This window comes from Streptomyces torulosus (assembly GCF_001419765.1).
Lineage (GTDB): Bacteria > Actinomycetota > Actinomycetes > Streptomycetales > Streptomycetaceae > Streptomyces > Streptomyces torulosus.
On the sequence record NZ_LIRK01000262.1, the window covers coordinates 15,842 to 28,952 of the forward strand.

The 13,111-nt window shown below is 68.3% G+C and carries 8 protein-coding genes and 1 pseudogene; 7 read left to right on the forward strand and 2 right to left on the reverse strand.

All coding sequences use genetic code 11. The features are described 5' to 3' along the window. Positions 1 to 7: 7 nt before the first annotated feature. A complete protein-coding gene (locus AOK23_RS18960) occupies positions 8 to 4,828 on the reverse strand; it encodes an alpha/beta fold hydrolase (protein ID WP_055713882.1) in 4,821 nt (1,606 codons plus the stop codon). 400 nt (positions 4,829 to 5,228) lie between these two features. Here AOK23_RS18960 and AOK23_RS18965 point away from each other — a divergent pair, with 400 nt between their 5' ends. The 4 genes from AOK23_RS18965 (at position 5,229) to AOK23_RS18980 (ending at position 10,133) form a co-directional block, all read left to right on the forward strand. Next, complete coding sequence (locus AOK23_RS18965; protein WP_157878083.1) at positions 5,229 to 7,514, forward strand: hypothetical protein; 2,286 nt, start codon at positions 5,229 to 5,231, stop codon at positions 7,512 to 7,514. After that, a complete protein-coding gene (locus AOK23_RS18970) occupies positions 7,511 to 8,662 on the forward strand; it encodes a hypothetical protein (RefSeq protein ID WP_055713884.1) in 1,152 nt (383 codons plus the stop codon). The genes AOK23_RS18965 and AOK23_RS18970 overlap by 4 nt, the downstream gene beginning before the upstream one ends. Next, a complete protein-coding gene (locus AOK23_RS18975; protein WP_157878084.1) occupies positions 8,659 to 9,462 on the forward strand; it encodes a hypothetical protein in 804 nt (267 codons plus the stop codon). Before AOK23_RS18970 ends, AOK23_RS18975 begins: the two co-directional genes overlap by 4 nt. A gap of 101 nt (positions 9,463 to 9,563) precedes the next feature. Beyond that, the gene (locus AOK23_RS18980; RefSeq protein WP_169800311.1) at positions 9,564 to 10,133 is read left to right on the forward strand and encodes a hypothetical protein; all 570 of its coding nucleotides are present in this window, start codon (positions 9,564 to 9,566) and stop codon (positions 10,131 to 10,133) included. Positions 10,134 to 10,157: 24 nt separating this feature from the next. Here AOK23_RS18980 and AOK23_RS45180 read toward each other — a convergent pair. After that, positions 10,158 to 10,419, reverse strand: a pseudogene (locus AOK23_RS45180) (dehydrogenase); the annotation flags it as partial. Between the two features lie 882 nt (positions 10,420 to 11,301). On the opposite strand from AOK23_RS45180, the gene AOK23_RS18990 reads away from it, so the two are divergent. From AOK23_RS18990 to AOK23_RS51660, 3 genes are all read left to right on the forward strand, one after another. Continuing rightward, the gene (locus AOK23_RS18990) at positions 11,302 to 12,009 is read left to right on the forward strand and encodes an IS5 family transposase (RefSeq protein WP_240496449.1); all 708 of its coding nucleotides are present in this window, start codon (positions 11,302 to 11,304) and stop codon (positions 12,007 to 12,009) included. A 187-nt stretch (positions 12,010 to 12,196) separates the two neighbouring features. Continuing rightward, positions 12,197 to 12,814 (forward strand): hypothetical protein, encoded by a 618-nt coding sequence (locus tag AOK23_RS18995; RefSeq protein WP_420823721.1) that lies wholly within the window; start codon positions 12,197 to 12,199, stop codon positions 12,812 to 12,814. A 25-nt stretch (positions 12,815 to 12,839) separates the two neighbouring features. Then, complete coding sequence (locus tag AOK23_RS51660) at positions 12,840 to 12,965, forward strand: hypothetical protein (protein WP_338056481.1); 126 nt, start codon at positions 12,840 to 12,842, stop codon at positions 12,963 to 12,965. Positions 12,966 to 13,111: the final 146 nt, after the last annotated feature.

The following is a 13,111-nucleotide window of genomic DNA, read 5'->3' on the forward strand; positions in this document are numbered from 1 at the left end:
CACCGCCTCACTCCGTGACCGTGAGGGTTACCGAGCCGCCCAGTACCCGCGTGGTGCCCTCCTGCAACTCCAGAGGGCTCAGCACGCGAAGTCGCCGGTCGACCGGGAGCAGCAGCCGGGCGAGCGGGTACCGCAACGGGGCACTGGTGATCAGGACCGGATAACTGCGATCGTCGTCGCGCAGGGCGGCGGTGGCCACACGGCTGACCGCCTGGACCAGCCTTCTGGTCTGGGTGGGGTCCGCCAGCAGTGAGGGGCCGCCGCGCTGCCGAACCTGGTTGTTGAGCCGGTCCTGGAGCTGCCGCTCGAGTGTGATGACGGTGAGCCGTGTGGAGTCGCCGAGCGCGGAGCGGGAGACGTCGGCGCGCAGGAACACCCGGATCGGCGCGAGGAAGTCCGCGGGGTCGCGGCCGCGGCCGAGTCCGTTCAGCTTCCACAGCTCGGTGAGCAGTCCGTCCCGTCCGCTGTCCAGCCGGACCCCTTCCTCGACGAGGTTCACCATGATCTGGCGTACCAGGGAGCCGTTCACTTCGAAGCGGTGCCCACGGGAATTCGTCGTTGTCCCCTGCAGCTCATCGACCAGTTCCATGGCGAGGCCCCGGTCGAAGAGGCGGTCGAAGTTGCTGCGACAGTGCTCCTCCAGCCAGTCCAGCAGGGTGGCCTCGTTGTCCTTGGCCATCGTCGCGCCCAGCTCCCGCGCCTGCTCGGCGGGAAGCCAGACGAGTGCCCTGTCGGCACCGTCGTCCGAGCCGGGGCGGGGCTCGGGAAGCCCTTCGTGGGCCAGCTGCTCCCATCGGCGCCTGGCGAGCTGTACATGCCCCGGAGGGAAGAGGCCCCTCGAGACGCGCTGCCCACGGATACGGAGCTCCGCCTCGTCCCGCTCGCACTCCCCGGGGACCAGGCTCAGGTCGGGCAGCGGTGTGCCGATGCGCTCACGCAGTTGCTTGGACCACGCAGCCATTTTCGCGGGGGAGACCTCGGCCGCCAGGTCCTTCCCCAGTACGAGGCCCAGTGCCGTGGCCGCCCGGCCACCGTGCGCCGCCATGGCGCGAGAGGGCACGATGCCGTCGGTGCTCACCGCGGCGAGCCAGGCGTCGACGAGGTCCGGGGCGACCAGTTCGTCGGCGTGCTCCTGCACATACCAGTAGTCGGATGTCTTGAGCAGCTCGGCCGAGTGGCTCAGGGTGAGTACCAGCTCGCCGCGGTCGTGGTTGCAGGCCAGCACGACCAACTCGAGGGCCGTCCGCGGAAGGCGGCCCGGCTCCCCGCGTACCTTGGACAGGGCGATCTCCAGGAAGCCGGTGAGCACCTTCTTCCGGAAGCGCGCGGCGGACAGGGGCTCCGCCAGGATGTCCGCGATGGCGCGGCGCACCGAACCGGTTTGCGGGCCGGACTCGGCCAGCACCATCTCGGTGAGGAACTCGTGTGCCGCACGTCCGTCCAGTTCGATCAGGTAGCGCAGGACCGCCTCACGGCTCCCGGCCGGGCAGTCTTCGAGCCATGCGCGGCAGAGTTTGATGCGCTCGGCTTGATCGGGGAACATCTGGGTGAACGCCCACCGGCCGAGGTTGTCGTGCACGAGCGCGGAGAGCACGAAGCACTCCATGGCGCCCCGGCCCAGGGCACGGCGCGCGTCGGCATCCTGTCTCGGGAACAGAAGCTCGAAGTGACCAGTGCTGTCGACGGCGCTCCTCGTGTCGCGTGCGTCGCCACGCCCGCGGCCCGCCGCCGCGTAACTTTCGGCCACGACCTCGCGGTGTTCCATCAGCGCCTGTACGTCCTCGGCCGACAGCAACTGCTGCGTGTGTTCCCAACTGTGGGCGTACAGGGCGAGGCGGTCCAGGGCGCGCCATGTGGCGGGCGTACCGCCTGGGCGGCCGAAGCCGCGGATGTCCGCCCCGCCGTGCACCATGACGTCGCGCAGCAGATGGTCGCGCAGGTTGGCGTGGAAGAACTCGACGAACCGCGGCCGACCCGCGAACGCGGAGCGGGTGCCGCCCGCTCGGACGTGGACCGTACGGCCGAGTGTGCCGAGCATCCACAGATGCTCGAGAACACCCGTCATACCGAGTTCGTGTACCCGTCGGGTCAGCTTGGGATTGACGAGTCGCAGCCGCCACCACACCTCCTCGACTCGGACGATCTCGGTACGCGCATGTGCCATGGCCAGGAGGAAGTACCAGGCGAGATCGTCCCGGGCGGCGGCCACCAGGTCGAGGTCGAACAGGTGCTCCCATGGTCGATGGTGGTCGAGGTCTCCAGTCGACAGTTCACCGCCGACATCCTGTGACAGCAGGTGGATGAGAGCGAGTGAGGTGTTGAGCGGGTGTCCCTTGACCTTCGAGACCAAGTACTGGGCGACGTCGCCGGGCAGAGTCAGATCGGAGCGGATCAACTCCTGCTCGCGGCACCATGCGACGCTCTTTTCCACGAAGTAGCGCTGTTCGCCGGCGTCTGTGATCGCCTGCAGCACCTGGAACTCCAGCCGCGAGCGGGCCGCCTTCGCCGACGATCCGAGGAAGTCCGGCAGGTACTGCTTGCGGGAGGCGACGAAGAAGCGGACGCCCCGGTCCGCTCGGACCGTCTCGAGCAGGGCGACGAGGTTCTTCGAGACCTGCGCGAGCAGCTCCGAGTTCGGTTCGTCTCCGGACTCGAAAGTGCGCTCCAACTGGTCGATGAAGATGACCACTTCGTCGATTCCGTGAGGGGACCTGCGTAACCCGCGCACCGTCTCATGGAGGAACCCCCCGAGGTCGGTGGCCTCCGACAGGAGCAGGCCGGCGGCCTCGCCCAGCTTCTCCCGGATCGCGGCCACTGTTTCCCCGCGAATGCGGGCCTGGACGGCGGCCCACTCGGAGTTCGGGGCGTCGACCCGGTACCAGACCGCGATACGCGACGTCTGGCCGGCGATCGTCTCGTAGAGGTGGTGCAGGAAGCAGCTCTTGCCCGTCCCTCCGGCACCGGACAGATAGAGGTGGAAACGCTCCTTCTGCCAGACGAGCTTGGTCGCCGAGTAACGTTCCTCGCCCACCGAGCGGTCGTAGTAGCGGTCGCCCGACGAGATGGCGCGCAGATCCATCAGGTGGGGGAAGACCGCCGGCTCGACCTCACCGAAGGCCTGGGCGAACAGGGGGAGGCCCGCCCACGACCAGCAGTGCCAGGTCAGCGCCTGGCGCAGCAACGGCGCGTCGCCGCACTCGGCGGCTCGCCCGGCCACCAGGCTCCGGATCCCGGTCACGATGCTCGGTGCGGCAAGCCGGTCACCGTGGTCGCGAACGGCCGCCTCCAGCGCGTCGAGAAGTTCCGGGTGCGCCAGTCGAGGGTCGCCGACGGTCAGGAACGGCAGCAGGTCCAGCGTCTCGCGGACCGCGTCGGCTCCGATCTCCTCGGGTGTGAAGGACATTACGGCCCGCGTCGTCGCCGCCTTGTCCGCCCGTATCCCGTTCACCACGTCGGCCAGGCTTGTCCGGCCGTCGGTCAGCAGGGCGTCCGCGCTCGCGGTCGTCGTCGTCCGCGCCGCCGCCCGCTGTACGCGTATCTGGGCGTGCTGTGACCGTTGCCGGAGCGTGCGGGGCCGGCTGTCGGAGTCCACCGGGGTGAAGTAGGGGGCTCCGGCTCCGACCGCCAGGAATCCGTCCGCTCCGTCGCCGCCCGTGTACGCCAGCGGGATCGCCGTCCGCAGCCGGTCGAGCAGTTCTCCGCGGCCGCACCAGGCCACCGGCTGACAGATGCCGGCCCGGCGCACTCTGTCGATGAGCCCCGCCAGTCGGCTCTGGGCTGCCACCAGCTCTTCCCAGATACGCCGCCCCACCTGCACCAGTTCGGGTACGTCGGCCTTCTCGGCCGCCGCTGCCGCGGCTGTGACACGATCGAGGACGTCGGTGCTGAGCGACACCGTCAGATGCCGCTGTGTCCGCGGGAACTCCGCCTCGGTCAGCGGTGCGTCCTCGGCCTCGACCGCAATCTGTATCGGGCTGCGGACCGGTGCCGCGCCGATCAGCAGCCGGTCCGTCTCGGCGCTGAAGGAGCTGCCCCCGAACCACCGGAGGGCGGGGGCGTCGTCATGGGCCGCGGTGGTCTTGATCGGTTCGTAGTCGGTGCCGGGCGGAGGCCGGTCGCCGAGGATCGCTTCGCGCAGGCGCTTCTTCAAAGAGTTGTAGGACTGCTTCGACTTCAAAATGCTGAAGTGATCCCCCGGGAGAGCAGCGGCTTCGGGGAAAACGCTCTGTGCCGAGGCCGGGGTAACGATACCGTCGCTCTCGCCCGCGAACACCGTGAACGGAATCCGGCAGGTACTCGCTGTCGCCTCCGGTGCGGCATAGACGACGTTCCGCAAGACCGCGCGCCGTGTGTTCTTGATCTCCTCGTCAAAGGGCTTCAGCTGGTGTTCCTGCGGGTTGTTCCGGACGAGCAATTTCCGCAGGATCCCTCCGAACTCGGACCCGTCGTTCGGGCAGCCGAAAAGTACGATCCGCCGAATACGCTGCAGATCGAATCCCCGTTGTTCCGAGAGCATCACGGTGAGGTAGCGCTGGATGATGAGACCACCCTGACTGTGTCCCACCAGGACGAGACGCCCGAAGTTCTCGGCTTCGGTGTCCAGGAATTCCTTCAGACTTTCGGCGACCGTGCTGAAGGAGGGTATCGACTGCATGGGATTCGGCTTGTAGAGGCTGGTTGCGTACTTGAACCTCAGAGGCGTCACCTCCTCGTTCAGGTCCGCGTCCTCGGCCAGGAATTCCCCAAGGGTGTCCCACGTCTCCGGCCCCGACATGAATCCGTGAACGAACACCACACCGAGCTCGTCCCGAACCGGTGACATCGCCATGCGTCCCCCTTACGCGAAAGTCGGCAGCGCACGCATCACCCCCGCGCCGCTCCCGGGGAACTGGATGGTCCCCGTCAGATCTTTCCCCCGAAGACTCTAGTGCGCTCGCCCTGCCGAGTCAGTAGATCGGCCACATATGCCGTCCGTGGGCAGGTGGGCTGTCGACGATCAGGAGAGAGCCGGGGCCTGGGCTGCTCGGTGATGCGGCTGATTATGACTGGGGCGGAATTCGACTTCCAGCTTTTGCGGAAACTCAACGTACCCAGGGCGGATGTCGGTAGCGTGACGCGCACAACCCCACCGGTTACCCGGGGAGAGCTGCGGCCGTTGCGGCACCGGCCGCGCGCGGGGTCATTGTGGGGCGCAAAGGCGCACATGGGTGCGCAAGGGGGGCTCGTCCATGAGTGATATCAAAGAACGGCTCGACGCGGTGCTGCACAGGCGGCGGGAGTACCTTCCCGTGGTCGACGAACTGATCGACCGGTGGCGCCGGATCCTGCGACTCTCCCAGGAACTCGGCAACGGGGCCACCGAGGGCGTTCCCGGCCTCGGGAAACAGGACGGCCCGGCATCGGACTCCCTGGACGCGACGGTGCTGGTGAGGGCAGCACAGGAGTGTCTCGAGGTACTCGCTACGGTCCGCAGCAGGGTCGCCCGGGACACCGTCGACATCGGCGTGAGCGGCCGGGCCCGCAACGGCAAGAGCACACTGCTCCAGTCGCTGTCCGGGCTGGGCGACGAGCAGATTCCCGCGGGCCGGGGGCAGCCCGTGACCGCTGTCCGCAGCCGGATCTACCACTCCGCGACCGACCGGGGCGCGCGGTTGACGATGCACTCCGAGCAGTCGTTCCTCGACTCCGTGATCGCTCCGTTCCACACCGAACTCGGTCTCCATCCGGCCCCGCGCAATCTGACGGAGTTCGCGGACTACGACTATCCGCGGGAGATCCGGGCGGAGGACGTCAAGGCCCAGCCCACGCTGGGTCCGATGCTGGCCCGGGTGCGCGAGGCCCAGGAGGCGCTCGACACCTACCGGCACTGCCTCACCGGTGAGACCCGCAGTGTGGACCTGAAGGACATCAGGGAATGGGTGGCCTATCCGGAGGACGGACCGGGTCCCGTCAAGCGGTCCTATCTGGCCGTCAGGGACGCGGTGCTCACCTGCCCCTTCCCCTTCGAGGACGTCTCCGCGCTGGGGCTGGGGGACCTGCCGGGCCTGGGCGAACTGGTCCCCGAGGCGGAGGCCCACCACCTCGACGGCCTGCGCAACGAGGTGGACTTCGTCGTCGTCGTCAAACGGCCGACCGACACCAACGCCATGTGGGACAAGGCGGATGCCAACGCCCTCCAGCTCGTCGGCAGTGTCTGCACCGCGGTCGACGTACGCGACTTCGTCCTGATCCTGGTCAACACGGGCGACTGCCTGACGGAGAACGTCAAGGCGCTCGACGACGACCTGCGCCGACGGCTCAACGGCCCGGACACGCAACGCGCCTACTGGGTGATCCTCGCGGACGCCCAGGACCGCGACGCCGTGCGCGACCACGTTCTCCGGCCGGTTCTGGAGCATCTGGCAAACGCGCTGCCGCGGATGGACGAGGCGGTTCTCCAGGATGCGGAAGCGCGCTGCCGTGAGCGCATGGACTTCATCACGAGAGAACTGGCCGCCTGGTCCGAGGCACTGCGTGCCCTCGCGGCGCCCACGGCCACGGAACAGACGATCGCCCGGGCCGAACTGCTGAGAGAGGAGGTGGCGGCCTCCACCCAGGCCTGGGTCGACACCCTGCGGGCCCGCGCCGGGGACGACTTCGAGGACACCGAGTTCCTGGAGCGCGTCTCGGAAGTGCACGAGGAAGTCCGCACCTGGGTGCTCACCGGGTTCGGCACCGGGGCCGAGCGGTGGCAGGAGCGGGCGCTGAACCGTGTGCGTGTCGACCGGGCGTCCCTGCCCTTCGCCTCCGCCGAGCTCAACCGGGTGCGAGTGGAGATCGCCCGCCGCTTCTCCGCCGTGGACGACCTCCTCCAGCAGCGCCTGGACGAGTACTGGGCGGGTCTCGTCGACGCGCTCGGGCCGCGCTTGGCCCTGCTGGTCGGCGACGCACACGGCGACGCGGACACCGGGCGGTCCCGGGCCTTCCTGCAAGCGCTGGCCGATGCCCTGCGGGAGGCCTACGACCCGTGCCCGGTCCTGGCCGAGACGATCGACTTCGCCCTGGACGTCCGCCTCGACTACCGCACTCGGGTGCTGCCGAGCGTGCGCCGGGCGCTGGGCGTGCTGCATCCCGAACCGGACGATCCGGCACACGACTCGGGCCCGACCAGTCTGCTCGCAGTGCCGCGTACGGCCGAAGGCGCCGAGCTGCTGCTGGAAAGGATCACCCAGCTGGCCCGGCAGGCGGCGTACGACGCCCAGACGGTGCTCGCCCAGGAGCCGGCGACCGCCGCCCAGGCGCTCTTCGCGTACGCCGAGCAGTTCGAGGACTCCTTCGTACGGTCCGAGTCCTCCGAGGCCGAGTTCCGGCGCCTCGTGGGCGCGTTCCAGGACCGTATGTGGCCCGAGGACCGCACCGGGCACCGGGAGACGACGGAACGCGTCCGCCGCCTACGCGGCCTGGTGGCCGAGCTCGAACGCCTGCTCGGCGAGGGCCGGCCGGGCCGTATCACCACCGGGAGGGCAGCACGGTGACCCTGTCGTTCAAGGCATCGATGGTGGGCCCGTCGAGAGTGGGCAAGACGACCTTGCTCACCGCCGTTCTGGCCGAGACGGAGACCATGCTGGCGGGCAGCGGGATCAGCCTCGTCATGGACGAACAGACGGAGTTGCGGATCCGGCGCAACCGCGTGGAACTGCGCAGGGCCATCGAGGCGCGGGAGTTCGACGCCGCCTCGCTGAGCGGCAGCCAGTCGATGGCGCTGTACGAAGTGGGTCTGCAGGCGGTCGGGGAGAGCACACCGGGCATCCCGTTCAGCGTGCTCGACTATCCGGGCGAATGGCTGGACCCGTCGAAGCGTGCCCAGCATCCCCGTGCCAAGGCGCAGTGGGCCACGTGCGAGGCACATATCTCCGAAAGCCTGATGCTGCTCGTTCCGGTGGAGGCGGCCGTCCTGATGGAAGCGGTGACTCCCGCGCAGCGGCGGGCGGTCGCCGACCTGCTCGCCTTCGAGGACGTCGAGGCCATGGCCCGCAAGTGGGCGCGCGCCCGCAACCAGCCGGCCCACCAGGACGAGCCGGCCGTCCTGGTGCTCGCGCCGATCAAGTGCGAGAAGTACTTCGACGACAACGGCGGCAAGGGCCGGGACGCGGCACGGCTGCGGCAACTAGTGCGGGAGAAGTACCGGACGATCACGGAAGTGGTCCAGGCGGAGGCGAAGAACCGGGACATGAGGGTCATCTACGCCCCCATCGACACCTACGGCTGCGTGGACCTGATGGAAGGGCAGTGGCACAAGCCGCTCGATGACGACGGACCCGAGCTGGACTTCCGCGGCCACTACCGGTTCCGGGAGATCCCGCCCATAGTGAGGCCCAAGGCGGCCGCCACCGTCATGCGTGAGCTGTGCCGGTGTGTGGTGTCGGGCCAGGACACCGCGGAACGCCGCCGGGCGGAATCCGCACGCGTCACCTACCAGGCGGCCCTGGAGCGCAAGTCGGAGCCCAAGGGATTCTGGGGTGCGCTCGACTACTACCTCCTGGGCGAGGCCCTCGACAACAGGAACCTCCGGTTGAGCAATCAGCGGGTGATCGGAGAGGCCGCGCGACGCCAGGAAGAGCTCCAGGCCGTCCTCGAATGGATGGCCAAGCAGCCCGCCGACGAACGAGTGGAGGAGTGGTGAGCGGTCGGACGCGTGCCTACCTGATGACGCGGGGCAAGATGCGGAACCAGGGGTACGGCTTCCTCGGCGAGGTCCCGCCGGAGGTGTGGTGGGAGCCGGTCGCCCCCTGGGTGATCCTGGAGAGCGAGGAACTCGTCGTCCGCCGGGGTGCGGACGGTGTCACCGGCCTGCTCATCAGCGGTGTCCCCTCCCAGCGCACCGATGTGATCGGCACCCGCATCCGGCACACCGTGGTGCTCGACTACGCGCACCTGGAGCCCCGGCTCGCCCTGTGGCTGGTGCGGTGCGGACTGAGCGACGTGGAGCGGACCGAGCTGGGAGAGGCTCTGGACACCGCCTTCGACGGCGACCTGGTACACGCCCTCATGTCCGATCCGAACGCCGACATCGAGGACCGGCTGCTCGGCGTGCTCCGGCGGGCAGCCGGGGACGTGACTGCGGAAGCCGGGGGCGACGACCTCCTCGGCTCGTGGACCGGCGCTGTCCGAGACGAGACGGCCGTCACGGCCTTTCTCGCCCGGGCCCGAAACCTCCTGGAGGACGGAGGGCCCGGATACGCCTTCACGACCCACGCAATCGGCAGCCCGGATGGCGCCCGCCGAGCGGCGAGGGCACTGGCCGGTACAACGGCCGTACTGCTCCATGAAAGTGACATACGAGGAGTCGAACCGCTGGGAAAAGTACCCGGCCAGGCGCCGCAGAGCCACGCCCCCACCGGGAGCTGGAAGGCGTATCTCGTGGCCGCTCTGGTGGTTCTGGCGGTGCTCCTGGGCGTCTGGTGGCTGGTCCGGCGGCTCTGACGGATGCGCTGGCGGGCGTCCGGGCCTTGTACAGGGAGGTCACCAAGGACATCGCACTGCCGCCGGGCTCCACGGATGACGGCCGTGCCGGTCACTTGGCCGTGGACATGCTCCTGCCCGCGGTGACGGGCAGCCTGACGACCGACCGCGAGTATCCCGGTGACGGGCGGATCGTGCTGCTCGAGCACAGGGGGAAGAACCTGGTCCGGGGGGCCTTCCGCTTCACGACGCACGACGCGCGCCAGTCGATCGGCTTCGAGTTCGACCACTCTCTCTCGAGTGAACTGCGCATCTTCGGTCATTTGTGGGATGAAGCCACCGAGCGCCGATTCGACCTTTTCCGCCTGCATCTCGCGGCTTTCCTCCGTGACGCCGTCGAAAGACTCCAGTGCGTGGAGGAGTTGTGTGCTGCGTCGGCCGGTGCGAGAACGTCCGATGAGCATGTGGCCCACGCGGAAGCCCTGTGGGCCCGCTCCCGGTTGCTGCTGATCCGCGACGACATCGAGAAGGCCGCTCGCTGCGCGGTCGAGGGCGCCGAACACGCCGAGCGTTCCGCAGGGGCGCCCGGCTGCCATCTGGAGGCAGCCGGGCGATCGCTTGCGCGCGTCCTTGACGTACTGCATCAGTCCGGGACCGCCCAACAGGTCAGGCGGAGTCTGCGCGGCACATGACACGAATGCGGGGCGCATCCCCGCTCAGTCCTCCGAAACTTCCCCGTCCCGGCGCGACAACTCGAAGGCCTCAGCGATCCGCAGCGACTCCAACGCCTCACGCCCGTCGCACGGATTGGCCTGCTCGCCTCGCACGACCTCCACGAAAGCAGCGATCTCCGCCTCGCGCGTGGGTCCGAAACGATCAAGGAACCCGGTCCACAGCTTGTGCCGCGGGCAGCGGAGCGTACGGCTCGGCCGCCGCGATCGGCGTACGGTCGTCCACGCCGACCACGAACGTGTCGAGGACGGCTTTCGCGGATCCGGTGCTGTCAGTGCGGACCAGGACGTTGGTGCCGTGCCGGTGCGCGTCGGGAATCTGTGTGAGGGCCTGGTCGAACAACGCAATGTGATCGGTACAGGTTTCAGAGCCCTCTGACTCGTCGGAAAGGCAATCCGCTGCGAGCGAATCTGAGCCCCTTCCCCGAGCTGACCCCACCGTCCCGCCCTTGGCGGAGTCTGTCCGTCCTGGACGCGTTCGGGACGCGTGCAGGACGCAAGGTAGGAACAGACAGACAAAGACCGGAAGGGCCAACGTGGCTCACGGCGTGTGACCTGCGAAATCGCCATGAATGAGCGTTGATCGACAAGGGTCGACAAGATCCTCTAAGGACTCATAATCCGTCGGCCGTGGGTTCGAGTCCCACCCGCCCCACCAATGCAGGTCTCTGACCTGCGGAAACGTTAATTTTGTCCTGTTGGGGCGTCAACTTTGCTTGAACGGACTGAATCCGTTGCTCGCGAGTTCGACAGTGTTGCCGCCAAAGAGCGTCCGAACTGCTCTGACCTGCGCAGATGTCTCGTCTCGCAGCCGGGGAAGTTGCCGCAGGTGGCCTCTGTGGGTGGCTGGGAAGCCTAAGTGCGTTGTGGCAAACCGGATCTCGTTCGAAGCCTGCGGCGCGGGTGATCATTCGGACAGGAATGCCAATGTGGTTGCGGGCATGAAAGAACGGGCCCCTTGGTAGTGACGCGGTTACGACACCAGCACGACCAAGGAAGCCCGTTGCCTGATCAGTTGAGCAGTATCTCTGCGTCTGCGTCCACCGCGGTCACCCCTGGGTGTGACTGCTCCGTGCACCGGTTCGGCTCGATCGCGCCGGGACGGCGGGCAGGCTGCTATCCCAGTGACATGACGGATGCGGAATGGTCCGAGGTCCGCGCCGCGATGCCGGTGCCGGCCTGGCTCCTCAAGCGGGGCGGGCGTCCGGAGGAGTTCTGCCACCGCGAGATGCTCGACGCGGTGCGCTACCTCGTCGACAACGGCGTGAAGTGGACGGCTCTGCCGGTCGATTTCCCGTACTGGCGGGCGGTCTACGACTTCTTCCGCCGCTGGCGGTCCTACGGCTATGCGCGTGAACTGTACGAACGCCTGCGACGTTCGGCGAGGGATCGCGCAGGCCGCAACGCCGAGCCCAGTGGCGGGATCATCGACAGTCAGTCGGTGGACGCCTCCGAAACCGTCGGCGAGGACAGCCGCGGATACGACGGCGGCAAATCACGTGACGGGCGCAAGCGCCACATCCTGACCGACACCGAGGGCCTGCTCCTGGAAGTGACTGTGACCACGGCCGATGTGCACGACTCCAAGGCCGCCCCCGCACTGCTGGAGACATTCATGCAGCAGCCGGGCCGGCTGCTGAAGCTGGTGTGGGTCGACAGCGCCTACCAGGGTCGGGCGCTGGCGAAGGCGTTCGCCCGCCACGGCGTGCGCGTCGAGGTCGTACGCCGCTTGGACGGGCGGCGCGGATTTGTCGTACTGGCCCGCAGGCGGGTGGTGGAGCGCACGCTGAGCTGGCTGGCCCCCTCCCGCCGCCTCAACCGTGTCAACTCGCAGTAGTGCTCGAAGCATGACCGGGCACACCAGGACGGACAACGGCGGGGTTTCCGCCCACTGTGTGCAACGGGATCCTTTGGTGGTTGTTGTCCTTCCGGCATTGAGGGCTGGGTTTCCGCTGGTCAAGCATGGGGTCGGGGGTCTCGGGGAGTGGTGACGTGTCGAGTCGTCGCTCAGGTGGAGGTCGGGGATGCCGTCGGTCGTGGGGCTGCTGGAACAGCGTGAGCTGACCGCTCGCCGTCGCATGGACGAGCTGCGGGAGGAGGCCGACCGCATCCAGGCTGAGCTGGTCGTGGTCGAGCGGGAGTGGAACGAGTGGGTCATCGCCCGCTCGCGTGTCGGCGAGGTCCTGGCCCCCGGCGATGACGAGGCCTGCGAGGAGCGGTCGGATCGCGGTGATCTGCCGGCAGCGCCCGGGACCTCGGGGGCCGCGAAGCCGAAATCGGTGGTACCGATGTGGCGTGCGGGACTGGTCTGGTCGGCACTGTCGGCGGACTACCAGCGGATCCTTCAGGTTCTCGCGGACCGGAACCGTCTCGGTCAAGGACCGTTGACCTGCCAGGAGATGGCCGCCTGCTTCGGCCTGGACCCGGTGCCCGCGAAGATCGAGGCGTTGCGGTCGAAGGCGAAGCGGCTGGTGGCCCGGGGCTGGCTGGTCGAGTCGGCGCCGGGCCGGTTCACGCCCGCGAAGAGCGTGGCCGGGCCAGGCGGCGGGTCAAAGGAGAGCGGCCCTGTTGGACCGTTCTTCCCCCTTCCCCGTCTATCCGACGAAGGAGCTGGTCAAGCGGCTCCAAGCGGGCAGATGTGAGCTGTGTCAGCAGGCGGATACGAATGTGGAAGTCCATCACGTCCGCCAGCTGGCCGATCTCGAACGGGCCGGGGACCCACCACCGGAATGGGTACGGATCATGAGTCTCCAAGCGCCGCAAATCCCTTGTGGTCTGCGGAGCTTGTCATGACGGTATCCACGGGAGGCGGGCCGCAGAAACGCTCACGTTGTAGTCACTGGAGAGCCGCGATGCCCGGAAACGGGCATGTCCGGTTCGGAGGGAGACCATGCGGAAAAGGGCCAGCTCACAGCTGGTACCTCGCCGCGTGGTCGCTG

Excerpts from the sequence above, each read along its gene's own strand:
- AOK23_RS18960 (WP_055713882.1), bottom strand. The coding sequence starts at position 4,828 with ATGGCGATGTCACCGGTTCGGGACGAGCTCGGTGTGGTGTTCGTTCAC.
- AOK23_RS18965 (WP_157878083.1), top strand. The coding sequence starts at position 5,229 with ATGAGTGATATCAAAGAACGGCTCGACGCGGTGCTGCACAGGCGGCGG.
- AOK23_RS18990 (WP_240496449.1), top strand. The coding sequence starts at position 11,302 with ATGACGGATGCGGAATGGTCCGAGGTCCGCGCCGCGATGCCGGTGCCG.
- AOK23_RS18995 (WP_420823721.1), top strand. The coding sequence starts at position 12,197 with ATGCCGTCGGTCGTGGGGCTGCTGGAACAGCGTGAGCTGACCGCTCGC.